Source organism: Herbaspirillum sp. RV1423 (genome assembly GCF_000577615.1).
GTDB lineage: Bacteria > Pseudomonadota > Gammaproteobacteria > Burkholderiales > Burkholderiaceae_D > Herbaspirillum.
This window is the reverse complement of the sequence record NZ_CBXX010000051.1, coordinates 1-23,404: the sequence shown is the minus strand read 5'-3', so window position 1 is coordinate 23,404 and position 23,404 is coordinate 1. Positions and strand designations below refer to the sequence as shown.

General features: G+C 61.9%; 22 protein-coding genes. 14 read left to right on the top strand and 8 right to left on the bottom strand.

Annotated elements, in window-relative coordinates; genetic code table 11:
* The 4 genes from RV1423_RS29455 to RV1423_RS26280 form a co-directional block, all read right to left on the bottom strand.
* A partial coding sequence (locus RV1423_RS29455) for a metal-sensing transcriptional repressor (RefSeq protein WP_373419984.1) occupies positions 1 to 135 on the bottom strand: 135 nt, incomplete at its 3' end.
* 180 nt (positions 136 to 315) lie between these two features.
* The gene (locus tag RV1423_RS26290; RefSeq protein ID WP_034303475.1) at positions 316 to 3,309 is read right to left on the bottom strand and encodes a Tn3 family transposase; all 2,994 of its coding nucleotides are present in this window, start codon (positions 3,307 to 3,309) and stop codon (positions 316 to 318) included.
* Positions 3,310 to 3,390: 81 nt separating this feature from the next.
* The gene (locus tag RV1423_RS26285; RefSeq protein WP_034303473.1) at positions 3,391 to 4,254 is read right to left on the bottom strand and encodes a universal stress protein; all 864 of its coding nucleotides are present in this window, start codon (positions 4,252 to 4,254) and stop codon (positions 3,391 to 3,393) included.
* A 14-nt stretch (positions 4,255 to 4,268) separates the two neighbouring features.
* Complete coding sequence (locus RV1423_RS26280) at positions 4,269 to 5,747, bottom strand: SulP family inorganic anion transporter (RefSeq protein ID WP_174525368.1); 1,479 nt, start codon at positions 5,745 to 5,747, stop codon at positions 4,269 to 4,271.
* A gap of 421 nt (positions 5,748 to 6,168) precedes the next feature.
* Between RV1423_RS26280 and RV1423_RS26275 the strand changes: the two genes are divergently transcribed.
* From RV1423_RS26275 to RV1423_RS26210, 14 genes are all read left to right on the top strand, one after another.
* Positions 6,169 to 7,851, top strand: a complete 1,683-nt coding sequence (locus tag RV1423_RS26275; RefSeq protein WP_174525369.1) for a Mu transposase C-terminal domain-containing protein — start codon at positions 6,169 to 6,171, stop codon at positions 7,849 to 7,851.
* Positions 7,852 to 7,853: 2 nt separating this feature from the next.
* Entirely contained in the window at positions 7,854 to 8,762 is a 909-nt protein-coding gene (locus RV1423_RS26270; protein ID WP_034303469.1) for a TniB family NTP-binding protein, read from the top strand.
* Entirely contained in the window at positions 8,759 to 9,973 is a 1,215-nt protein-coding gene (locus tag RV1423_RS26265) for a TniQ family protein (RefSeq protein ID WP_034303467.1), read from the top strand. The genes RV1423_RS26270 and RV1423_RS26265 overlap by 4 nt, the downstream gene beginning before the upstream one ends.
* 60 nt (positions 9,974 to 10,033) lie before the next feature.
* Complete coding sequence (locus tag RV1423_RS26260; RefSeq protein WP_034303465.1) at positions 10,034 to 10,648, top strand: recombinase family protein; 615 nt, start codon at positions 10,034 to 10,036, stop codon at positions 10,646 to 10,648.
* 65 nt (positions 10,649 to 10,713) lie between these two features.
* The gene (locus tag RV1423_RS26255; protein ID WP_034303463.1) at positions 10,714 to 11,382 is read left to right on the top strand and encodes a metalloregulator ArsR/SmtB family transcription factor; all 669 of its coding nucleotides are present in this window, start codon (positions 10,714 to 10,716) and stop codon (positions 11,380 to 11,382) included.
* Positions 11,383 to 11,429: 47 nt separating this feature from the next.
* Positions 11,430 to 11,771 (top strand): DsrE/DsrF/TusD sulfur relay family protein, encoded by a 342-nt coding sequence (locus RV1423_RS26250; RefSeq protein WP_034303482.1) that lies wholly within the window; start codon positions 11,430 to 11,432, stop codon positions 11,769 to 11,771.
* Between the two features lie 14 nt (positions 11,772 to 11,785).
* Complete coding sequence (locus tag RV1423_RS26245; protein WP_034303461.1) at positions 11,786 to 12,523, top strand: MBL fold metallo-hydrolase; 738 nt, start codon at positions 11,786 to 11,788, stop codon at positions 12,521 to 12,523.
* 3 nt (positions 12,524 to 12,526) lie between these two features.
* Entirely contained in the window at positions 12,527 to 13,771 is a 1,245-nt protein-coding gene (locus RV1423_RS26240; RefSeq protein WP_034303459.1) for an MFS transporter, read from the top strand.
* Positions 13,772 to 13,792: 21 nt separating this feature from the next.
* Positions 13,793 to 14,377 (top strand): class I SAM-dependent methyltransferase, encoded by a 585-nt coding sequence (locus RV1423_RS26235; protein ID WP_034303457.1) that lies wholly within the window; start codon positions 13,793 to 13,795, stop codon positions 14,375 to 14,377.
* Between the two features lie 70 nt (positions 14,378 to 14,447).
* Entirely contained in the window at positions 14,448 to 14,936 is a 489-nt protein-coding gene (locus RV1423_RS26230) for a hypothetical protein (RefSeq protein WP_034303455.1), read from the top strand.
* Complete coding sequence (gene chrA / locus RV1423_RS26225; RefSeq protein WP_050470027.1) at positions 14,933 to 16,165, top strand: chromate efflux transporter; 1,233 nt, start codon at positions 14,933 to 14,935, stop codon at positions 16,163 to 16,165. The genes RV1423_RS26230 and chrA overlap by 4 nt, the downstream gene beginning before the upstream one ends.
* A 22-nt stretch (positions 16,166 to 16,187) precedes the next feature.
* A complete protein-coding gene (locus tag RV1423_RS26220; protein ID WP_034303451.1) occupies positions 16,188 to 16,790 on the top strand; it encodes a phosphatase PAP2 family protein in 603 nt (200 codons plus the stop codon).
* 24 nt (positions 16,791 to 16,814) lie between these two features.
* The gene (locus tag RV1423_RS26215; RefSeq protein WP_034303449.1) at positions 16,815 to 17,120 is read left to right on the top strand and encodes a PadR family transcriptional regulator; all 306 of its coding nucleotides are present in this window, start codon (positions 16,815 to 16,817) and stop codon (positions 17,118 to 17,120) included.
* Between the two features lie 183 nt (positions 17,121 to 17,303).
* A complete protein-coding gene (locus RV1423_RS26210; RefSeq protein WP_034303447.1) occupies positions 17,304 to 17,870 on the top strand; it encodes a recombinase family protein in 567 nt (188 codons plus the stop codon).
* Here the strand turns inward: RV1423_RS26210 and RV1423_RS26205 are convergent.
* From RV1423_RS26205 to RV1423_RS26190, 4 genes are read right to left on the bottom strand one after another with little or no spacing between them, the layout of a single operon-like run.
* Complete coding sequence (locus RV1423_RS26205; protein WP_034303445.1) at positions 17,867 to 18,085, bottom strand: hypothetical protein; 219 nt, start codon at positions 18,083 to 18,085, stop codon at positions 17,867 to 17,869. The two genes, RV1423_RS26210 and RV1423_RS26205, sit on opposite strands and share 4 nt — an antisense overlap.
* The gene (locus RV1423_RS26200) at positions 18,082 to 18,570 is read right to left on the bottom strand and encodes a hypothetical protein (RefSeq protein ID WP_050470024.1); all 489 of its coding nucleotides are present in this window, start codon (positions 18,568 to 18,570) and stop codon (positions 18,082 to 18,084) included. The genes RV1423_RS26205 and RV1423_RS26200 overlap by 4 nt, the downstream gene beginning before the upstream one ends.
* A 43-nt stretch (positions 18,571 to 18,613) precedes the next feature.
* Positions 18,614 to 20,458, bottom strand: coding sequence for a site-specific integrase (locus RV1423_RS26195; RefSeq protein ID WP_050470022.1), 1,845 nt, complete (start codon positions 20,456 to 20,458; stop codon positions 18,614 to 18,616).
* 3 nt (positions 20,459 to 20,461) lie between these two features.
* On the bottom strand, positions 20,462 to 22,336 hold the full coding sequence (locus tag RV1423_RS26190; protein WP_155835310.1) for a DUF4209 domain-containing protein: 1,875 nt from the start codon (positions 22,334 to 22,336) through the stop codon (positions 20,462 to 20,464).
* Positions 22,337 to 23,404 lie beyond the last annotated feature (1,068 nt).

Below are 23,404 nucleotides of genomic sequence, written 5' to 3'. Positions count from 1 at the left end.
GTTGTCGCCGATAGCGTGTTCGAGGCAATGTTCGATGTGATCGTGAACGAGCGCTTTCTTGGCATTGCCAACGGCGCTTTCGACCGCCTGCAGTTGCTGGGCGATTTCCAGGCAACTACGCTCTGTCTCAAGCATGGGGTTTGAGGTGCAGTGGAACGGAAAACCCGGTTAAGGAGATCAGGGGCGGTTATGGAAAACGGAGAAAATCGGGCGGTAAGCCTGGTTCAGGCTTCTTGAACCAACAGGCACGCGCGACGCGGGTGCCTGTCCTGTTGAGCCTATGTGCTATTTCTGGCCATATCCTGACTGACGTATCTACTCATCGCTCGCTGGGTTGCGCAACGGACGCAGCTCGCCCTTGGCCACTGCATCCGGTACCGAGAACGAGTACCGTCCCAACATGTTGATATGCTCGTGCAGCAACGGCGACAGCCTGGCTACGTCCTCATCCCTGACCGCGAAGCCGTCCACGCGCAACTGGTTCAGCGCCGCTTCCATGTAACTCGTGTTCCACAGCACGATCATGTTGAGCACAAGGCCGAGCGCACCGAGCTGATCTTCCTGTCCTTCGCGATAGTGCTGCCGCAGCTCGCCGCGCTTGCCATGGAAAACTGCGCGAGCGACGCTGTGCCGCCCCTCGCCACGGTTGAGCTGGGTCAGCGTGCCCCGGCGCTTGGCTTCGTCATCGATGTAGGTCAGCGTGTGCAGCGTCTTGTCGATCCGGCCGAACTCAGCGATGGCCTGGGCCAGCCTGGTCGGGCGTTCGCCGACCTGGAGCGTGCGCATGATGCCAGCGGCCGGTACCCGGCCGAGCTTGAGCGAGCCGGCCAAGCGCAGCATGTCATCCCAATGCGGTTCGATCTTTTGCAGGCTGATATTGTGTCCGGATACAGAATTGAGCAGGCAGTAGTCGGCCTTCGGGTCGATTCGCCAGAAGCGGGTACCGCCGACATCAGCCAGGCGCGGGCTGAATCGGTACCCAAGCAAGCGGAACAGGCCGAAAACCACATCGCTGTAGGCCCCCGTGTCCGTCATGATCTGGGTCGGCTGAAGGTCAGTCTGCTGTTCCAGGACCACGGCCAGCAGTACCAGGCTGTCGCGCAGCGTGCCCGGCACCGTGATGTCGTTCAGTCCTGAAAACTGGTTCGATATCAGGTTGTACCAGGTAACGCCGCGCCCGACGCCGAAGTATTTCGGGTTCGGCCCGGAATGCACTGATCGCACCGGCACCACGAACCGCATGCCGTCGGCCGAGGCGACCTCGCCGCCACCCCACAAGCTGGCAAGCGCGGAACGGCTCTGTGCGGCGACCAGCAGTGTATTCGCTGCGGTGATAGTGTCGTCGCGCAGGTAGTTCTGGTCCACCCAGGATAGCCTGTCGCGCTTAAGCGCCGGCACGTCGCCGCGAATCAGTGGCTCTGGACCAGTGTTGCAGGCTTCGGCCATCAGCACCGCGCAAATGCTCACATGTAGATCGGAAGCTCGCGCGGTACGCTCCGATATATGGGTGAAGGCGTCCGTGAAGCGGGTGCGTGCGGCAATCTCCAGGATCAGTTCCGGCAGGTCGACGCGTGGCAGCATGCCCATGACCTTGGCGCGTAGCGCGATCAGCGACGCCGGCTCATCCATTTTGTCCAACGGGCTGAGCACCAGTTCTTGTTTGTCGCCCACCTTATCGAAGCGCACGGCCGGATTCTCGGGCAACCTGGCGGCGACCGCCTGGTAGGTTCGGTCCAGTTCATCGGCCAGCGCGGTCAAGGTCGGCCCCGGCACCGCCGACAGGCCGAGCGTGCGGCAAATGATCGGGCGCGTCGATTCCCATTCAGCGCTATCGAGCAGGCCGGCGCGCGGGTCGGCGTACCGCCAGCTCGGGGCCACGAACACATCGCGTCGGCGCAGCGCGATACGCAATTCTGACAAAACGCAGAAAGTATAAGCGTGGAAGTCGATGGCATCATCCTCGCGCAGCACATGGCGTTGCCACGGCTTGGTGATGATGTCGCGCGGCGCATCGTTGCCCGGACGCTTCACCGTCATGTTGGCGCGAAGCCAGGCGAATGCAGCGATGAACGGCTCTCCTGCGGCATTCGCGCCAAACTGAACGTGTTCGGCCAGCGCAGGCAGGAAGCGGCGCACGGTCTTGTACTTGGCATCCAGCTCCTGGTAGTACACGTTGTCGGTCGGCCGAATCAGCTTGTTGACGCCGGCCATGGCCAGCGCGAGCGCGTCCGGCGAAATCCGCGCGAACAACTGTTTGCGCAGCTCGGCATCCGGCACAGTTTCGTCCAGCAGCAACTGGCAGGCGCTGGCGAGGGTGGCCGCCGCTTCGTCAAGGTCTTTGAGCGATCGGAGGCGCGATTTTCTGTCGGCTTTCACAGCGTCACCGAAAAGCTCCCGCAAGATGACCTCAAGGACCTCCAGGGCGTCGTCCTGTGCCGATGCTTCGAGGCAGTGCACGAACGCGACCAGCGTTGCCAAGCGGCGCAGCGCCGGCAGGCGCAGAATCGCGCTGGCCTTGGCGGCTCCGGCGAAGCGGGCCAAGGCCGCGACCCGCGTGGCCGGGATGCGCGTGGCGGCCGGCAACCGGATGCCAAGCTCACGGACGGCTTGCAGCCGCATCAGCGCCAGGCTCATCGACCGGCTGCTGGCCACTACCGGGCCGGTACGCAGGCGATCCAGCGGCGAATTTCGCGTACCGCCAGAAGAGACCAGGAGGCCTTCCAGACGGGTTTGCTGGTCCAGGCTGATCCCATTGGCAAGCGAGCGCCAAAGGCGCTCCTCGACGCGGATGCGCAAGCGCGCAACGTACCGTTCGAGCGTCGTGCAACCGGGCAGCAGCACCTTGTGCGTCACCAGCCATGTCGTGGCCCGCTCAAACAGCACGCTTGGCCGGTCGGTGCCGGTCCAGCAAAGGGCGTACAGCCACCGGGTCAGGCGGAAGGCGATCAGGGGTTCCGTGAAATCGACATATCCATAAGACGCGCGAATCTCGGTTGCATGCTGCCAGCGCTGCTCGCCAACACTGTAGGCACTCGCCTTGTCCAACGCCTCGATGCGCAGTTGCTTGGCCAGCGTCCGCAGCACGGGCTGGGGCACGGCCAGCGGGTCTTCCAGGAACGTGCCCAAGTAGCGCACCGTCCCGAGTTGGACGGCAAAGCCGAGCCGATTGTGCGCGCCGCGCTTCTGCGCGATTAGCGCATGGTCGGTGTCGTCCAAGTGAAAATACCGGGCAAGGTCGTGAGGGGACGGTGGGCCGGCGTAGCGGCCGTAGTTTTCGCGCTGGTCATTCGAGAGAAAGCTGACTGGCATGAGTTCTCCTACTGAGTTCGGGCGGTCATTTCGCGGGGCTCTACAAGGACTAATCGACCTTGTAGAGCCGATGTTTTGACGCTATCCGAGCAGCAGTGTCGGCACGGTGGCGGCGTGTAGGATATCGCTGGTCTTGCTGCCAAAAAGCAGACTGCGCAGCGGAGAATGGCTATATGCGCCCATGATAAGCAGGTCGATGGACTGGTCAATCACAGTCTTGGCAATGATGGCATCCACATCGCCGAAAGCGAGCGAAGCGACCACTTCAAAGCCTGCTGACTCCAACGTCATTTTGGCCCATTCAAGCTGCTTTGCTGCGTCCCGACTTTCCTTACCAGACATCAGCAAATATATTGGGATGCCACGGAAAAGTGGGCTGGTCGCCACCATCTCCACGCCGCGGCGGGTGACGATGCCACCGTCGAAAGCGATCATCACGCGCTGCGGTTCCTTGAAATTCGCCGTCACAGTGAGGACGGGCTGGTGCAGTGCACGCACCACCCGTTCAACATTGCGTCCCAGCTTGCGTTCGGTCGAGTCGGCAGTCTCGCCACGACGCCCCAAGACGACGAGGCGGACACCGCTTCCCTGTTCCGCGATGGTTTCTTCCAGTTCGCCATGGCGCTGACGCACATCCACGGACCAGGCACCGGCGGCACGGGCACGCTCGCGCAATCGGTTCAAGAAGACCCTGCCTTGTTCCCGCGCGGCTGTGGTGCGTGCTTCGTCCTCGGCGGAAAGCTGTTTCAGCAGCGTCTCATGCGCGTCAATCCCGATAGCACCGCTATGATCCTTTCCCGATCCGATCTCTGGATGGTGGTCGATAACATGCAGGAATTCCAGCGGTGCGCTCATTCGGAGGGAGGCCCAAGCTGCGTAGTCGGCGACATATTCGGCGAAGTGCGATTGGTCCACACATGCCAGCACTTTGTTCTCGTTGTTCATAGTCATGTCTCCGTTTAATGACCCATCAGCATGTCTTCGGCGCCGTCTTTGTCATGCACGGCAAACTTGTCCACCAGCGTGGTGCTGGCCTCATTGAGCCCGATGACCTCGACCTCCGTCCCATCGCGGCGGAATTTGACGACTACCTTGTCTAAGGCGCTAACCGCCGTAATGTCCCAGAAGTGGGCGCGGCTGACATCGATACGAACTCGGTCGATGACTTCCTTGTAGTCGAAGGCATTAACGAACCGATCCGCCGAAGCAAAAAAGACCTGGCCGGCTACTTGATAGGTACGCACACGGCCCTCGTCTTCGGACATTGAACTCACGCGCAGGATCTGTCCCACTTTATTGGCGAAGAAAAAGCCAGACAGGAGCACCCCTACCAGCACGCCCTTGGCCAAGTCGTGCGTCATGACGACGACGACAACCGTGGCCACCATGACTAGGCTGGAACTTTTTGGATGATCGCGCAAGTTGCGGATCGAGGCCCAGTTAAAGGTTCCGATGGATACCATGATCATTACAGCGACCAGGGCCGCCATCGGAATCCGCGCAACCCAATCGCCGATGAACACCACCATCAGCAATAGGAATACGCCGGCTGCAAGGGTAGAAAGCCTTCCGCGTCCTCCGGACTTTACATTGATTACTGACTGACCAATCATGGCGCAACCGGCCATGCCCCCGAGGAAGCCCGTGGCGATATTGGCGATGCCTTGGCCCACGCACTCACGGTTCTTATTGCTATTGGAGTCGGTCAGGTCATCCACAATCGAAGCGGTCATCATGGACTCAAGCAGTCCGACGACGGCAAGCGTAGCCGATACCGGGAAGATGATTGAAAGCGTCTCCAGGTTCAACGGCAGATCAGGTAACAGGAACACCGGCAAGCTGTCAGGTAGCTTGCCCATGTCGCCCACAGTGCGGATATCGATACCGGCGAGGATCGCCACGGCGGTCAATACCACGATAGCGACCAGCGGGGAGGGAACAGCCTTGGTGATGTATGGAAACAGGTAAATGATAGCCAGACCTGCCGCCGTCATCGCGTATACGTGCCAGCTCACGTTGGTCAGCTCGGGCAGCTGCGCCATGAAGATCAGAATCGCCAGCGCGTTGACAAAACCTGTGATGACGGACCGCGAGACGAAGCGCATCAGCGCGCCGAGTCTAAGCCAGCCAGCAAGGATTTGCAGAATTCCCGTCAGGATCGTGGCGGCCAGCAGATATTGCAAGCCATGGTCCTTGACCAGCGTGACCATGACCAGAGCCATTGCACCGGTGGCGGCGGAAATCATACCTGGGCGGCCGCCTGCAAACGCGATAATTGCAGCGATACTGAACGAAGCATACAAGCCCACTTTGGGATCGACCCCGGCGATAATCGAAAAGGCAATTGCTTCAGGGATAAGCGCTAGCGCGACAACCATGCCCGCTAAAAGATCGTTTCGGACATTGGAAAGCCAGTCCTGGCGTAAGGATTTCATCATTCTTGATTCCATTGATTGTGCCTGCCACAGGGGCAAGGGGCGAACGTGAACACGTCTTTCCGGCCAGCGGAAATGAGAGGGAACCAGGAAATCCAGGAACGGAAAGACGCAATGAATCGGACGTGCAGCCTCGTGCGACAGGTGGAGGTAATACTGAGATCGCAGCGAGGAAGGAGGCTTACACGGGTGGAAATTCCGATTGATTAAAGGCTTAGCCTTTGGGAAACTCATTTTAGCTTACCGGCAGACGCCATGTCAATTTGGGCTATACCCTAACCTGTGTCATTTTCAGAAGACGACTGCACCAATCAACGAGGCATGAAGCCTGTTGTGCATACGACTCCTGATTGCTCAATATCAGAACTCATCTGCACGAAACTCGTCTATGCTCAATACTCGTGTGCACCAAAGCGAGGTGAGCATGGCGACCGATACCGTACCGATTGCCGAACACGGCGTAGCCACCCTTCCAGATCAGGCATGGGAGCGTGCGCGTCGTCGCGCAGAGATCATTGGGCCGTTGGCGCAGTCGGAGACGGTCGGGCATGAAGCGGCCGGTGCGGCAGCCCAGGCACTGGGTCTGTCCCAGCGGCAGGTCTACGTCCTGATCCGCCGTGCCCGGCAAGGTTCTGGGCTGGTCACTGACTTGGCTCTTGGACAGTCAAGCGGTGGCAAAGGTAAAGGTCGCTTGCCGGAGTCGGTCGAGCGCATCATCCGTGAGCTGCTGCAAAAGCGCTTCCTGACCAAGCAAAAGCGCAGCCTGGCGGCGTTCCACCGCGAAGTTGCGCGGGCGTGCAAGCTGCAAAAGCTGCGGGTGCCGGCGCGCAACACGGTGGCGTTGCGGATCGCGAGCCTTGACCCACTCAAGACCACTCGCCTTCGGGAAGGCCAGGATGCGTCCCGCACCCTGCAAGGTGCCGGCGGCGTTCCGCCGCCAGTCTCTGCGCCGCTGGAGCAGGTACAGATCGACCACACAGTCATCGACCTGATCGTGGTAGACGAGCGCGACCGGCAACCGATTGGCCGTCCGTACCTGACCCTCGCCATCGACGTATTCACCCGCTGCGTGGTTGGCATGGTTGTCACGTTGGAAGCACCATCCGCCGTCTCGGTCGGCCTGTGTCTTGTGCATGCCGGCTGCGACAAGCGCCCTTGGTTGGAAGCGTTGGACGTAGAGATGGGCTGGTCGATGAGCGGCAAGCCCAGGCTGCTTTACCTGGACAACGCGGCCGAGTTCAAGAGCGAGGCGCTGCGCCGTGGCTGCGAGCAGCATGGCATTCGGTTGGACTATCGCCCGCTCGGGCAGCCGCACTACGGCGGCATCGTGGAACGGATCATCGGCACGGCGATGCAGATGATCCACGACGAATTGCCAGGGACGACCTTCTCCAACCCAGACCAGCGTGGGGAATACGCCTCCGAAAAAATGGCCGCCCTGACACTGCGCGAGCTGGAGCGTTGGCTCACATTGGCGGTCGGCACCTATCACGGCTCCGTGCACAACGGCCTGCTCCAACCGCCGGCCGCGCGCTGGGCCGAAGCTATCGCACGGACCGGCGTGCCAACCGTCATCACTCGCGCCACGGCTTTTCTGGTCGATTTTCTGCCCATCATCCGCCGCACGCTGACCCGCACCGGCTTCGTCATCGACCACATCCACTACTACGCCGATGCGCTCAAGCCGTGGATTGCTCGGCGTGACCGCTTGCCCGCGTTCCTGATCCGGCGCGACCCGCGCGACATCAGCCGCATTTGGGCGCTGGAACCAGAGGGTCTGCACTACCTGGAAATTCCCTACCGTACCTTGTCGCACCCGGCTGTCACCCTCTGGGAACAACGACAGGCGCTAGCGAAATTGCGGCAGCAAGGGCGTGAACAGGTGGATGAGTCGGCGCTGTTCCGCATGATCGGTCAGATGCGCGAAATCGTGACCACCGCGCAGAAGGCTACGCGCAAGGCGCGGCGCGACGCGGATCGACGCCAGCACCTCAAGGCAACGGCACCGCCTGTCAAAACCACACCACCGCCGGACGCGGACATGGCTGACCCGCAGGCAGACAACCAGCCACCTGCCAAACCGTTCGACCAGATTGAGGAGTGGTAGCCGTGGAAGAATATCCCATCATCGACCTGTCCCACCTACTGCCGGCGGCCCAAGGCTTGGCTCGTCTCCCGGCCGACGAGCGCATCCATCGCCTTCGCGCCGACCGCTGGATCGGCTATCCGCGAGCAGTCGAGGCGCTGAACCGGTTGGAAGCCCTGTATGCGTGGCCAAACAAGCAACGCATGCCCAACCTGCTGCTGGTCGGCCCGACCAACAATGGCAAGTCGATGATCGTCGAGAAGTTCCGCCGCACTCACCCGGCCAGCTCCGACTCCGACCAGGAGCACATCCCGGTGTTGGTCGTGCAGATGCCGTCCGAGCCGTCGGTGATCCGCTTCTACGTCGCGCTGCTCGCGGCGATGGGTGCGCCATTGCGACCGCGTCCACGGCTGCCGGAAATGGAGCAACTGGCGCTTGCACTGCTGCGCAAGGTCGGCGTGCGCATACTGGTGATCGACGAGTTGCACAACGTCCTGGCCGGTAACAGCGTCAACCGCCGGGAATTCCTCAATCTCCTGCGCTTCCTCGGCAATGAACTGCGCATCCCGCTGGTCGGGGTCGGCACGCGCGACGCCTACCTGGCCATCCGCTCGGATGACCAGTTGGAAAACCGCTTCGAGCCGATGATGCTGCCGGTTTGGGAGGCCAACGACGATTGCTGCTCACTGCTGGCCAGCTTCGCCGCTTCGCTTCCACTGCGGCGCCATTCGTCGATTGCCACGCTGGACATGGCCCGCTACCTGCTCACACGCAGCGAGGGCACCATAGGAGAACTGGCGCACTTGCTGATGGCGGCGGCCATCGTCGCCGTGGAGAGCGGCGAGGAAGCGATCAACCATCGCACGCTCAGCATGGCCGATTACACCGGACCCAGCGAGCGGCGGCGGCAATTCGAGCGGGAACTGATGTGAAGCCAGCGCCACGCTGGCCACTGCATCCGGCTCCCAGGGAAGGCGAAGCCTTGTCGTCATGGCTCAACCGCGTGGCCCTTTGCTATCACATGGAGGTGTCCGACCTGCTGGAGCACGATCTTGGCCACGGCCAGGTTGATGACCTGGACTCGCCACCACTGGCGCTGCTGGCGATGCTCTCCCAGCGGAGCGGCATCGAGCTGGACCGGCTGCGTTGCATGAGTCTCGCCGGCTGGGTGCCTTGGCTACTGGACAGCCTTGATGATCAGATTCCAGATGCCTTGGAAACCTATGCGTTTCAGTTCTCGGTGTTGCTGCCGAGACTTCGCCGTAAGACGCGATCCATCACGAGCTGGCGCGCCTGGCTGCCCAGCCAGCCGTTACATCGCGGCTGTCCGCTCTGCCTGAACGATCCGGCAAACCAAGCCGTACTGCTCGCGTGGAAGTTGCCCCTGATGCTGAGCTGCCCGCTGCATGGGTGCTGGCTGGAATCCTATTGGGGCGTGCCTGGGCGGTTTCTCGGCTGGGAGAACGCCGACACCCCGCCGCGCACCGCCAGCGACGCGATTGCGTCGATGGACCAGCGTACCTGGCAGGCACTGACAACCGGCCACGTGGAGCTGCCGCGCCGACGCATCCACGCCGGATTGTGGTTTCGGCTGCTACGCACGCTGCTCGATGAGCTGAATACCCCGCTTTCGGCGTGCGGCACCTACGCGGGGTATCTCCGCCAAGTCTGGGAAGGCTGCGGGCATCCGCTGCGTGCTGGGCAAAGTCTGTGGCGAACGTATGAAACCCTGAACCCGGCAGTATGGTTGCAGATGCTGGAGGCGGCGGCAACGGCAATCAGCTTGATTGAGGTGAGGGATATAAGCCCACCAGGCGAGCAGGCAAAGCTATTCTGGTCCGAGCCCCCAACCGGGTTCACCAGTGCCCTGCCGGCGAAAGCGCCGAAGCCCGAACCCGTCAATCACTGGCAGCGTGCAGTCCAGGCCATCGACGAGGCCATCATTGAAGCGCGGCACAACCCCGAGACGGCACGCTCGCTGTTCGCGTTGGCTTCCTATGGTCGGCGCGACCCCGCTTCTCTGGAACAGTTGCGCGCAACCTTCACGAAGGAAGGCATCCCTCCGAAATTTCTGTCACATTACGAGCCTGACGGACCCTTTACATGTCTTAGACAGAATGACGGGTTAAGTGACATATTTTGACGGCCCAAACTTTCCGGCGCACACTGTCACATAATCGAACGTATATGTGACAGGTGAAACATGCAAATCGGCTACATGCGAGTGTCGAAGGCGGATGGCTCCCAGACAACCGACTTACAGCGTGACGCGCTGATTGCTGCTGGCATCGATCCGGCCCATTTCTACGAGGACCAGGCGTCCGGCAAACGCGAGGATCGCCCCGGCTTGGCGAACTGCCTGAAGGCGCTACGGTCAGGTGACACCTTGGTCGTGTGGAAGTTGGACCGCCTCGGGCGCGACCTACGTCACCTGATCAACACGGTGCATGACCTGACTGGGCGAGGTATCGGTCTGAAGGTGCTGACCGGCCACGGCGCGGCCATCGACACTACGACGGCAGCCGGCAAGCTGGTTTTTGGCATCTTCGCTGCGCTGGCTGAGTTCGAGCGCGAGTTGATCGCCGAGCGCACCATAGCGGGTTTGGCCTCGGCGCGGGCGCGAGGCCGGAAGGGTGGCCGGCCATTCAAGATGACCGCAGCAAAGTTGCGGCTGGCGATGGCGGCGATGGGGCAACCCGAAACCAAGGTCGGTGATCTGTGTGGAGAGCTTGGTATCACACGGCAGACTTTGTACAGGCACATCTCACCCAAGGGCGAACTACGCTCCGATGGGGAAAAGCTTCTCGCCAAGCAATAAGCATCTTGATAATGCGCTACCGCGCACCGCTTGACTTACATTCCAATACTCATTAGAGTGTTTGTATGAATAAGCGATCGTTGAAAGACCTGCTCTACGAGCAAGTCGCCCGAATCGGCAAGTCCCTTGCCAGTCCGAAACGACTGGAGCTGGTCGAGTTGTTGGCACAAGGCGAGAAGAGCGTCGAGACCCTAGCCGCTCAGGCCGGCATTGACATGCGTCTTACCAGTGCTCATCTCAAGACGCTGCGGGAGGCGCGACTGGTAGAGACCCGGCGTGACGGCAAATACATCTACTACCGGCTGAGCGGTCAGGACGTATCGCAGTTGTGGGTCACGCTGCGGGAAACCGCCGAGGAGCACCTGGTCGAGTTGCGCGTGGCCTTGGAGCAGATGACAGCCCAGCCGGACACGCTGGTTTCGGAAAGCCGGGAGAGCCTGCTTGAGAAGGCGAGGTACGGGGAAATCGTCGTGATCGACGTGCGCCCGGCCAGCGAGTTCAATGCCGGCCATCTGCCCTTCGCCCGCTCGTTGCCGCTGGATGAACTGGAAAAGCGCCTGGCCGATCTGCCGGCAGATCGCGCGATCGTCGCCTATTGCCGTGGGCCGTTCTGTCTCATGTCCGACGAGGCAGTGCAACTGCTTCGCGCTCGTGGCTTCGCCGCCACAAAGATCAGTGACGGCGTGAGTGAATGGGCCGCCGGTGGCTTGCCCATTGAAACCTCGACTGAGTGAGCTACGGAGCGAACCAAACATCGACCTACACGACCCCAGAGATCGCCATGCAAACCTTGTTCATCCTCAATGATGCCCCTTACGGGAGCGAACGCAGCTACAACGCGCTGCGACTCGCCAAAGCCCTGGCCAAGCGTGAAGGCCAGACAGTTCGCCTCTTCCTGATGGGGGACGCCGTAGCCTGCGCCAAGACCGGTCAGAAGGTTCCCGAGGGCTACTACAACGCGGGCGACATGCTGCGCATGGTTGGCGGTGAAGTGGGGCTGTGTGGAACATGCCTCGATGCCCGTGGAATCAAAGCGGATGAACTCATAGAGGGAACTCGCCGCAGTACTTTGAGCGAGTTGGCGGCCTGGACGGCCGAGGCCGACAAGGTTCTTGTGTTCTGACGGGGAGAGTGACGATGTTTTTCAAGCAACTTGCGACCAAGGGATCATCCCTGTCGTACTTTTTCGGGTGCGGTGGATTGGGTAAGGCGGTCGCCGTGGATGTAGTGGCGGGTGACGAGGAGTGGTTCATCGAGGCCGCCCGCGAGGCAAAGGTTGAAATCACACATGTCATCGACACCCATGTGCACGCCGATCACTACTCCGGTGGCCACGAGTTGGCGCAGCGGGTCCATGCCCCGTATTGCCTGCACGAATCCAACGTCGGCCGGGTAAAGCACGGCTTTCTGCCTTTGCAGGATGGCCAGGTGCTCGACATCGGCAACGTCAAGATCAAGGTGTTGCATACACCAGGGCATACACCGGACAGCCTGTGCCTGTTGGTGACGGACAAGCGGCGCGGCGAAGCGCCATGGTTCGTCCTGACTGGCGACACGCTGTTTGTCGGTGCCGTTGGGCGCCCCGATCTGGCCGGCCAAGAGCGAGAGATGGCCGGTACGATCTATGACAGCCTGCACATCAAGCTGCTGCCGTTGCCCGACGAAATTGAAATCTATCCAGGGCATCAGGCCGGCAGTGCCTGCGGAGTTGGGCTGTCGGGCAAGCCTACTTCGACCCTCGGTTTCGAGAAACGCTGGAACCCGGCGCTCACGATGACACGGGCGGCCTTCATCGAGCATCTGACGCAGGAGATTCCGCCACGTCCGGCCGAGATGGACGCCATGGTGCGATTCAACCTCGGTCTGGAGAGCTGAGTCATGCACACGCCTGCCATTCGCCTCGGATTGCGCGAGAACCTGGGCCAGTTCTCGCTGCTCGTACTGGTGAATGCCTTTGTTGGGGCGATGGTAGGACTTGAGCGCAGCATCCTGCCGGCCATCGCCGAGCATGAGTTTCACGTCGCAGCGCGGGCGGCAATCCTCTCCTTCATCGTCGTCTTCGGCATTACCAAGGCGCTGACCAATTATTTCGCCGGGCGGCTGTCCGACCGCTACGGCCGCAAGCATGTCCTGGTCGCCGGATGGCTCGTTGCCGTGCCGGTGCCATTCGTGCTGATGTGGGCACCCGATTGGAACTGGATCGTCGCCGGCAACATCTTGCTAGGCGTTAGCCAGGGCCTCACATGGTCCACCACGGTCATCATGAAGATCGATCTGGTTGGTCCCAAGCAGCGCGGCCTGGCGATGGGACTCAACGAGTTTTCCGGTTACTTTGCCGTGGCCGGCAGCGCCCTCGCCACCGGCTGGCTGGCTGCTCGCTATGGGCTTCGGCCGGAGCCGTTCTACCTGGGTGTCGTCTACGTCGCCTTCGGCTTGATGCTCTCGGTCATTGCGGTTCGTGAAACCCGGCACTATGTGGCTCACGAGGTTCGGACGCACCATGCGGTAGATGCGGGTGCGCTGCCCAGCCAAGGCGAAATCTTCCGCCGTGCCTCACTGACTGATCGCAATCTGTCCAGCGTCAGCCAGGCGGGGCTGGTCAATAACCTCAACGATGGCATGGCCTGGGGGCTATTCCCGTTGGTCTTCGCTGCCGCCGGCATGTCCCTGGCACAGATCGGCACGCTGGCTGCCATCTACCCGGCTGTTTGGGGGATGACGCAGATTTTCACGGGGGCGCTGTCCGACCGCATTGGACGCAAGCAGTTGATCGCCTGGGGGATGTGGACGCAGGCAGTGGGCATCGCGGTCACGGCATTGAGCAGCGGTTTTATGGGCTTTGGCTTGGGTGGCGTTTTCCTGGGGGTCGGCACCGCGATGGTCTATCCGACGTTGCTGGCAGCCATCGGTGACGTGGCACATCCTGCTTGGCGGGCCTCGGCCGTGGGCGTATACCGGCTCTGGCGAGACCTTGGATACGCGATCGGCGCACTCTTGGCCGGTGTCACCGCCGACCTATTCGGGTTGGCGGCAGCCGTATGGCTGATCGCGGGCCTTACCTTCCTATCCGGCGTGATCGTCGCCGTGCGGATGAGCGAAACCTTGGTCAGAGGAGCCGCATGAACATAACAGGGACGAGCAGCGATGAAAGGGCGTGAAAGCGGCATGCCCGATGAGGCATATTGGTCGTCGTTTTTTGATCCGGAAGCGGCGCTCGACCAATTGCTGCCGAGCGATGGCAAGGCCGGCGGCGTCATTGAGTTTGGCTGCGGTTACGGCACCTTCACGCTACCTGTCGCTCGCAGGGTGTCGGGCATCGTCACCGCGCTCGACATCGAGCCGGAGATGGTGGCGGCTGTCGCAAGGAAGGCGGAAACGGCCGGCCTGGATAACATCCATATTGCCCTCCGTGATTTTGTGGCCAAGGGTACTGGCGTGGAAAGTGGTTCCCAACGCCACGCCATGATCTTCAATCTGTTGCACCTTGAACAGCCCGTTGCCTTGTTGCGCGAGGCTTTGCGCGTGTTGGAAGATGGCGGCAGCCTGTCGGTGATCCATTGGCGAAGCGACATCCCGACGCCTCGCGGCCCTTCACTATCGATACGCCCCTCACCGGAACAGTGCCACGCCTGGATGGTGGAAGCCGGTTTTGTCTACGTCGATTCCGTTGATCTAAGGGGCTGCTGCCGCTATCACTTCGGATTGGTTGGCCAAGCGTTTAAGCGTTAAGTTTATTACTATCGAATTTCGATAGCGAAATACGATAAAATGGAGAGTCCTGCCCTTATTTGGAGTCTCCATGAAGCCCGTTCTTGCGGTAGCAGCTTGTGTCTTGGCGCTTCTGGTCTGTAGCGTTTCAATGGCCGCAGAGCCGGAAACATCAACCTCGCCAGTACAAGGCTATACACCGGGACTCGGCGAGTTCATGAGTGCCATTCAGTTGCGGCATGCCAAGCTGTGGTTCGCCGGGAAGGGCAAGAACTGGCAGCTTGCCGCCTACGAGCTGGACGAACTGAAAGAAGCCTTCGAGGATGCGGCCAAGTACCAGCCGGAATTCAAGGGCAAGCCCATCGCCAAGATCATCGAACCGATGACGGCCGAGCCAGTCGCGCAGCTCGAAAAGGCCATTGCGACCAAGGATTCCGTTCGCTTCGTGCGGGCCTATGACAGCCTTTCGCACGCATGCACGGCGTGCCATCAGGCCACCGATCACGGCTTCATTTCGATCCAACGCCCGACCTTCCCCCCGCTGACCAACCAGCGATTCAGCCTCGGTCGTCATCCATGACAGCATTTCGCAAATCAACCCAATCAGTTGCCGACGGTTGCGATCAGAAGGAAAGCGTGTGGGGCGTCTTTCTGGTGTTTCTGCGACTCGGCCTGACCTCGTTCGGAGGGCCAATTGCGCACCTCGGTTACTTCCGCGATGAATTCGTCAATCGACGCCGCTGGCTGAGCGAACGTAGCTATGCCGACTTGGTCGCCCTTTGCCAATTTCTGCCGGGGCCAGCCAGCAGTCAGGTCGGCATGGCCTTGGGCCTCTCCCGTCACGGCTACATCGGCGCGCTCGCCGCATGGGCCGGATTCAGTCTGCCTTCGGCTATCGCCCTGATCCTCTTCGCGCTCGGCCTTTCAAGCCACGCTACCGCAATCCCTCCGGGCGCGCTGCACGGCCTCAAGGTTGTAGCTGTCGCCGTGGTTGCACAGGCAGTTTGGGGGATGGCAAGAAACCTATGCACGGCCCCCCCTCGGGTCACGATCATGGCGGTTGCGGCCTGCATCGCCTTACTGGTTCCGTCTGCTCTTGGGCAGGTTGGCATCATCGCTGCGGCTGCCATCTCGGGGCTTCTCCTGTTCAATCCTGCTCCGTCCAAAGACCATGATCCACTGCCCGTCACTGTCAGCCACCGTGCCGGTGCGCTGTGGCTGACAGTGTTCTTCGGCCTACTGGTCGGTTTGCCCATGCTGGCCACGCTGCTGCCTTACCAAGCCATCGCAGACGTAAGCGCGTTCTTCAGGTCGGGTGCTCTAGTCTTCGGCGGCGGCCATGTCGTGCTGCCCTTGTTGCAAGCTGCTGTCGTGCCTCCCGGCTGGGTCAGTAATGATGCCTTCCTTGCCGGCTACGGTGCGGCGCAGGCCGTTCCCGGCCCGCTGTTCACGTTCGCCGCCTTCTTGGGGGCATCCATGAATGTCACCCCCTCCGGGTGGATCGGCGGCATGGTCTGCTTGCTGGCGATCTTCGCGCCGTCCTTCTTGCTGGTAACAGGTGCCTTGCCATTCTGGGAGCGGCTGCGCCGCAACGTGCGCACGCAAGCTGCACTGATGGGGGTCAATGCAGCAGTAGTCGGCCTTTTGTTGGCCGCGCTCTATCACCCGGTATGGACGAGCGCCATCCACGCGCCGCGAGACTTCGGCATTGCAGTCGTCGCCTTCGTCGCCCTGATGTTCTGGAAATTGCCGCCTTGGCTGGTGGTGGTGGGGTGCGGCTTGGCAGGCTGGCTGATGAGCTTCAATTAGAAATCTACGGATACGCGAAACGATGAACGAAATCGAAACACTTAGCCGAACCTGGTTCCTTCAAATCAACGGTAGCAATGACACACCGACATGGCTGGTACACATCGCTGTTGGCATTGCTGACGATCTGATCTACCTGATTCCGCTACTGCTGCTTGGCTTCTGGTTATGGGGAAGTCCCACCCGCCGCAGCATGGCGCTAAAGGCTTCTTTAGTCACACTGGTCAGCTTAGCCGCCAACCAAGCCATCTGTGCACTCTGGCCCCATCCGAGGCCGTTCATGATCGGGCTGGGGCACGCCTGGATGGTACACGTAGCCGACTCATCGTTCCCGAGCGATCACATGACCGTCTTTTGCGGCATTGGCCTGACGCTGTTCTTCGAGGGCGCTGTTGCTTGGGGGATTGTCACTCTGCTGGTCGGGCTGGGTGTCGCGTGGGCGCGCGTGTTCCTTGGCGTGCATTTCCCGCTCGACATGGTGGGCGCGCTCGTCGTTTCACTCGGCGTATATGCGGCGTTGACACCGTTCTGGAGCAGAGTTGGCCTACGCATCACTGGTTTGGTCGAGCAGCTTTACCGCACCATACTGGCACAAGCAATACGGGCAGGCTGGGTGCGAGGCTGAGACCTACAGCCAGGAAACGAAACGATGACGGACAAAGACCTCTATGGCGGATTGATCCGCCTGCACATCTTGCACCACGCGGCCGAGGAGCCAATCTTCGGTCTTGGCATCATCGAAGAGCTGCGTCATCACGGCTATGAGCTGAGCGCCGGGACGCTGTACCCAATGCTGCACGGCATGGAAAAAAAGGGCTATCTCACCTCGCACCACGAGCGCACAGGTCGGCGAGACCGACGGGTATATGAAATCACAGCCCAAGGGCGGGTCGCCTTGGCCGACGCAAAGACTAAGGTGCGAGAGCTTTTTGGAGAACTAATCGAGGGCAAATGACGGCATCACGATGTAGTGCAGATGAGTCCTGACATTTCGTGCATTCGTCTTCTGAAAACGACAACCTGATGTCAGAAGACCCAAGCGGAAGCCGTCAGGATAGGGTTGTTATCGCAATTACTTGACATATGCCTTGAAGGGTCATAGAGTCTTTACTGACATATATTGTTAAGGAGGCATGTTTTGCGAGGTCAACGCATAGGTTATGTTCGGGTCAGCAGTTTCGACCAGAATCCAGAGCGTCAGCTCGATCAGGTCCAGGTGGACAAGCTGTTCACCGACAAAGCCTCGGGCAAAGATACACAGCGGCCGCAGCTCGACGCCTTGCTGTCGTTCGCCCGTGAAGGCGACACGGTAGTCGTGCACAGCATGGACCGTCTGGCGCGCAACCTGGATGATCTGCGCCGGCTGGTCCAGACGTTGACCAAGCGCGGAATACGAATCGAATTCGTCAAGGAATGCCTGAGCTTCACCGGCGAAGACTCGCCGATGGCAAACCTGCTGCTGTCGGTCATGGGCGCGTTCGCGGAGTTCGAGCGGGCCTTGATCGGCGAGCGGCAGCGCGAAGGGATCGCATTGGCCAAGCAGCGCGGCGCCTACCGAGGCCGCAAGAAAGCGCTGGCGGACAACCAGGTTGTCGAGCTGCGCCGCCGTGCTGGGGCCGGCGAACAGAAATCAACGCTTGCGCGGGAGTTCGGCATCAGTCGGGAAACGCTGTATCAATACTTGAAGTTGGTTCCAAGTCCTTAACCCGGTTTTCCGTTCCACTGCACCTCAAACCCCCCGTACGCGAGACCCCGTTCGGTGAGGCGCAAAAAGTGCTTGATCTCGCCCGATCCGGACGAGGACGTGTATTCGACGTCTTCCACCAGGCCGGCCCATTGCATCATTTGCAGCACCGATGCCGCAGGCAGTGGGATGGCGCGGTGTTTGAGCGCGGCCGTCATGGAAACCGGATTGGTCATGCGGCCTCCAGCGTGGCGGTGTCCGTGGCATGGGCTACCGGCGGGGTGACCGTGAATCCATGGTGTTCGAGGACGGCCTTGCACACGCCGAGGAAGGCCGGGATGTCCAGGTCGTGCTTTGCGTCGTTGACGCGCCAGCCGCAGATTTTGAAGTCGGCTGGGCCCAGGCCGTCGCCCACGTGGTCGACCGTCGGGAGCCGTGCGAAGCCGTGCTTGTACGTGCGGCCACCTTCGGCCGACTCGACGTTGTCGTAGCGGCTCAGCAGAGACCAGTCGAGTGCCTCGCCGGTGTAGGCATCGCGCCCACCGCCCGCGGCGACAGCTGCGTGGATGGCCACGCGGTACGCCTCGCCAATGGCGCTGGCGTTGCCGCGCTTGCGGTCGCGCCGGACGTGGGCCTGCGCCTTGTGCTCGAGCCAGCGCTGGTATGCCGCCTGGTCGACTGTGCCGACGAGGAAGGCGGGAAGGGCGTATTTCTTCGACACGGTGGTCTCCGTTTATTTCTTAACGACATGATACGCGACACCGTCAAGGTTCGGGATCTTCCGGCTCCCCGTACAGCCTGGCCGCCTCCGCCGCCAGGCGCTTTTCGCGCGCCTTCACGTAGATCGCCGTCGTGGCCGAGTCCTCGTGCCCCAGGATCTCCTGCACGACATTGAGGGGCATGTCCTTGTCGACGGCGATCGAGCCGAACGTGTGGCGGAAGGCGTGCGGGCTGGTCGACGCCAACTGCTCGATGTCCTCGATCGTCACGCGCGCCGCTTCGCCGTCGGGATCGACGGCCTCAAGTTCCCTGCGCACCCTGACGAGCGCGGATTTGACCAGTGCGTAGATCGCGTTCGCGGTGTACCCGGGGCGCGCCATGCCACTCCCATGCCGGGCGGCGGCGGCCGGCGTGGCCGGCACCACCACGGGTGAGAACAGCGGCATGTCTTCGCCCGGGTCCATGAAGTCGAGGCCGAGGTCGCCCCAGTGCGCCTGCAGCGCGGCGACGGCGCGCGGGCTGACCGGCACCAGGCGCTTCTTGCTGCGCTTGCCCAGGGCCGTGAGCATCCAGACGCCTCTGGCATGTTGGCTCGGTCGCAGCGCCAGGCGCATCGCGCGCGCCGCTTCCTCACGCCGCAGGCCTGAGTCACCCATCAGCAGGATCGCCGCCAGCGCCACCCGATCCTGGACGTTCCCGTCGACCTGGCCGCGCCTGGTTAGCGTGCCCACGACGGCGCTCCAGCCCTCGAGCGACAAGGCGCGATCAACCTGGATATCGTTGACTTCCTGCACGACGATTGGATCCTTGACCGCCGTCCATGGGTTGCCTCCGAGGTAGCGCACCTTGACCCAATAGTCGAAGGCCGCGCGCAGTACTGTCAGCGCGAATTTTTGTGAAGCTGGCGTCAACGGCCTCGGTGGACGGGAACTGTCACGTTTCTTTGGTTCGCGGTCCTTTTTCTTCAGGACGAATGGCCGCCACAATTTGCTCGATCGCGGTGCCGGCGCGCCACAGAATGCTTCGGGCGGCGCCGCGAGGAAGCGCTTGTAGGCCTCGCACTCATTCACCAGCAACGAGGAAAGCGGCTTGCCGGCGACATGCACGGACCATAGGACGAAACGCTCCAGTTCCTTGCGGTAGGCGCGCTGGGTATGGGGCTGGCCCTCGAACCTGGCCAGGTAGCAGTCGACAGCCGCCAGGTCGTCGCGTGCCGAGATGAAGCAGAACGCCGGGGCACGGTTGATGCCGTCGTGCCCGTCGAGCCGCGCCGGCAGATAGAACTGGCCCAGCGGGACCAGCTCGGTCGATGTGGCGGGATCGAGCACGCGCAGCGCGCGCGCCGCCGCCACGTTGTGCGTGGCCGCCACGACTTCGCCCAGCTGCTCTTGGTGCTGGCGCAGCCAGCGCAGCACCACGGTGCTGCGGTGTACGCCGATCCGGGGGACGGAACGCCACCAGGCGGCGCCGCGCCGGTTGACCAGGTCGACGAGGTCGGCTAACGTCGCCACACCCTCGGCGCGCAGCGCCCTGACCGTGCGCGGGCGGAACCACTTTGCGAGCGCGTCCGCGGGAGAGGGCGGGGCGGGCCTGGCATCGGCCGCCTGAACCAGGATGTCGAGCATCTTGGGGGAGATGTGGCCGGTCTTGCGGGCGTGGGTCAGCGATTCGGCGAACGCCGGGTTGTTTTCGATCGCGCGTTCGACCAGTGCGTCACGCATCTCGACCAGATAGCGCTCCAGACCGTGCTCGAGCTGGGGGCTGTCCTCACTGTAGTAGAGGTCGCCGATACGGTCGATCGGCAGCTTCAGGCAGTAGGCGCGCAGGGCCGTGTAGTCGCTGCGCGTGTACTGCAGCGACGGCAGCAGGATGTCCGTGTTCTGCGCCACGTATCAGCCGGGCGCGCCCGGACCTGCGGCGGGATCGGGCGCTCTGGCGGGGTCGCCTTGGGATTCCGGCGCGCCGGCCGCCTCCATGGCGACCGCGAAGGTCTCCGTCACCAGCTGCAGCACCAGCCACCAGGCGTACAGCGCGAATGGAGAATCGCACAGCTCCTCGTCCGCCAGGCCGTGGGCGACATCGTTGCGCAGGTTCGATCCGGCCCGGTCGCACATGAGGGCGTGGATGGCCAGCGTCAGGCCGTCGCCGAATTCCTCGGCCATCTGCGGACGCTCGAGCAGGCTGGCCAGCGCCACTTCCATGTCCAGGCCGTCTTGGTCGTGCTGGGCGGTGAAGGCGCCGGCGCCGCGCAGGACGTGGCGCACGATGTGTTCGAACTGCGGCATCAGGATGTGCATGGCCTGCACCATGTCGCCGCAAAATCCGGCGTGCAGGCCCTGGCCGACGATCCTGGCGCGGTCGGACGGCACCACGGGCGAGCGCTCGGCCACGGCAAGGAAATCGCCCAAGCGGTAGTCGTGTTCGGCGCGCAGCTGGACGCGGGCGGGCATGATCTTGGCCAGCGCGGTCCTGGCCGCATGCTCGCGGAACGTCGCCCGCGTCAGCGCTTCAACCTGTGGCTCCCATCCCTGGCCAGGGCCGACGTGTTCGACCCGGCGGCCGTCGGCGGCCACCACCACGCCGTCGATCATTGAGCCGAGCGGCGTGGCCTTCAGCGTTGCCGCAGCGTCGGCGCCGAGGCGGGCGACATCGGGCGGACTGTCCAGGCCGCAGAACGCCAGCAGCGCCTCGAGCGCGGCGCGCCCCTTCACGTGGTCGACCGACGATTGGACAAGGTCGGTCACGTCCATGCTCGGACCGGGCAGCATAACCATTTCGCCCAGCAAGGCGTGCCCGGCGGTCTCGCGCCTGCGCCGGACATCCTCGATAGCCGCTTCCACGCCGAGCTGGACCCGGAAACGACCGGGAACCCGACGGTACGCCTCGATGGCCTTGGTCAGCCAGGTGTGCTGAACGATCGCGCCGTCGCCCTGTTCGGCCTGCAGCACGATGGCTTCGGCGGCCAACGACAGCGAGAGAGCCTGCCGCTCGCGGTCGCGCGCCCACTCGAACCATTCGGCAGCGGACTCGAAATGAGCCTGAGCGACAAAGGCGTGCGAAAGGACCATCCGCTGCCGGCCGATGTCTTCCAGCTGTTCCGCGACTTCCCGCGCGCGCCCGCCGCTTCGGCGCTCCGCGCGCAACGGGCGTAGGAAGTGCAGGGCCTGGTAGCCGTCGGCGTCGCTGGCGGCGGCGAAGAAGGCGTCCAGCAGCAGCGTTTCGATCGCTGCGATGTCCTCCGCGGCGCGGATCTGTTTGGCCAGCTGCAGGGCGCGGTGCCAGCCGGCCTGGCCCCCGCCGTGCCAGGTGTCGGCCGACACCGGTAGCTCACGGTAGGCCGCGATGGCCATCCGGGCGAACTGGTCGCCGCGGCGCTTTTCCTGCCGCCACACCAGGTCGGCCAAGCGGGCGCGCAGCGCGGCATGCTTGACGCTGCCGGCCACTTGGGCCAGCGCGTCGATGTCGGTGGCCGACAGGTGCCCGGGCGCCATGCTGCAGGTGCCGTCGCTCCATTGGACCATCGGACGGTACACCTCGGTCGGCTCCTCCGGCACCAGGCGCATCGAACATACGCCGGCAAGCAGCTCGAGGGCGCGCCGGGGCCCGTCCTCCACCGCGTCCTTCGCCGCCCAGAGCACATTGTTCAGGTCCTGGCAGTTGGCGTCCGGGTGCTTCGCCAGGATCTCGTCGACTTGTGCGGCCTCGAAGTCCGCCAGGGTCAAGGGTGGCGTGGGCGCGGCGTGTGTAACGGTTGGCGATTCGGTCATAGCGGAAATTGATCGGTTACAGGAGGTTTTTTGAACATGAGCACGCCCATGGCTGATCCTTGATTTAAGTTTCGCGCGCGAAAGTCAGTGAAACGCAATTGCTGGAAGCAGATGGCGTCGCGACCAGAACTCAAAGCCATCAGATTCCTTCGAAATTGGAAGAGTACGCAACAATTATAGTGTTTCACGCCGAAAACCACCATAAATGCTTGAGTGATAAATGGGATTATCACTCAAGGAAAAACCACCAGAGGATTCAGAAAAGGTTTTTCCGTATTCTGCAACTCTGTGAAACTCATGCGAAATTGTCCCGCAGCCGGTCGGGGAGGGTTTTGCGCCACGATGTGCTGTGTACATCGCCAGCACACAACCCGGTGCAACCACGCCAGCCGGCTTACGGCACACTGAAATCTTGGCATTGCCGGCGCGCTAGCCACGTCGTGACGCCAGAATTGACGAGCCGCCGAAGTGGCGCAAGCAGAGGATATTGAAAATATGGCAACGAAGAAGAACTGGAACGCCAAGGACGAAGTGACCTACTTGGCGGGTATACAGAAATACTGGATCGGGTATCTACTGAGCCTGTTCGGGAAGGCACTGCTCATACTCGTGGCTGGCCTGTGCACAGCAGCGTGCATAGCTACCTGGGCGCCCTTGGTCCTAAGCCGTGACTACACACAATAAAGTCGGTCGGGGTTCGTGATGCTAAGTGTTTGATGTTTAAAGGTAGCAAATGGCACGTAAAGTCGGTCGGGCACCAACCACCTTATGGATGACAGTAGCTACGCAACAATAAAGTCGGTCGGAGCGAGATCCAGTACTGAGGAGAAGTCGATCTTCAACAAAGGCATTCAATCAGGATCTATTTACCAGAGTGGTGTCTGAGGCGCAGTGGAACAGACGTCGGTTGAAGCAAAAGTGCCCGATTAGCGGGGGTGTACTGAATTCTGTGTAAACGGGTTTTCGTTTAAGTCTGTGGCACCCGGTCTTCAAACTGGATGGCGAAGCGGTTCAATGCAGCTTTCCAGTCCCGTATGGGCATCGTCCATTTCTTGCTGATGTTGTTCA

Coding starts and splice junctions, on each gene's coding strand:
- RV1423_RS26285 (WP_034303473.1), bottom strand. CDS start 4,254: ATGAACAACGAGAACAAAGTGCTGGCATGTGTGGACCAATCGCACTTC.
- RV1423_RS26250 (WP_034303482.1), top strand. CDS start 11,430: ATGCAAACCTTGTTCATCCTCAATGATGCCCCTTACGGGAGCGAACGC.
- RV1423_RS26255 (WP_034303463.1), top strand. CDS start 10,714: ATGAATAAGCGATCGTTGAAAGACCTGCTCTACGAGCAAGTCGCCCGA.
- RV1423_RS26240 (WP_034303459.1), top strand. CDS start 12,527: ATGCACACGCCTGCCATTCGCCTCGGATTGCGCGAGAACCTGGGCCAG.
- RV1423_RS26215 (WP_034303449.1), top strand. CDS start 16,815: ATGACGGACAAAGACCTCTATGGCGGATTGATCCGCCTGCACATCTTG.
- chrA (WP_050470027.1), top strand. CDS start 14,933: ATGACAGCATTTCGCAAATCAACCCAATCAGTTGCCGACGGTTGCGAT.
- RV1423_RS26230 (WP_034303455.1), top strand. CDS start 14,448: ATGAAGCCCGTTCTTGCGGTAGCAGCTTGTGTCTTGGCGCTTCTGGTC.
- RV1423_RS26205 (WP_034303445.1), bottom strand. CDS start 18,085: ATGACCAATCCGGTTTCCATGACGGCCGCGCTCAAACACCGCGCCATC.
- RV1423_RS26245 (WP_034303461.1), top strand. CDS start 11,786: ATGTTTTTCAAGCAACTTGCGACCAAGGGATCATCCCTGTCGTACTTT.
- RV1423_RS26280 (WP_174525368.1), bottom strand. CDS start 5,747: ATGATGAAATCCTTACGCCAGGACTGGCTTTCCAATGTCCGAAACGAT.
- RV1423_RS26275 (WP_174525369.1), top strand. CDS start 6,169: ATGGCGACCGATACCGTACCGATTGCCGAACACGGCGTAGCCACCCTT.
- RV1423_RS26290 (WP_034303475.1), bottom strand. CDS start 3,309: ATGCCAGTCAGCTTTCTCTCGAATGACCAGCGCGAAAACTACGGCCGC.
- RV1423_RS26235 (WP_034303457.1), top strand. CDS start 13,793: ATGAAAGGGCGTGAAAGCGGCATGCCCGATGAGGCATATTGGTCGTCG.
- RV1423_RS26220 (WP_034303451.1), top strand. CDS start 16,188: ATGAACGAAATCGAAACACTTAGCCGAACCTGGTTCCTTCAAATCAAC.
- RV1423_RS26260 (WP_034303465.1), top strand. CDS start 10,034: ATGCAAATCGGCTACATGCGAGTGTCGAAGGCGGATGGCTCCCAGACA.
- RV1423_RS26190 (WP_155835310.1), bottom strand. CDS start 22,336: ATGACCGAATCGCCAACCGTTACACACGCCGCGCCCACGCCACCCTTG.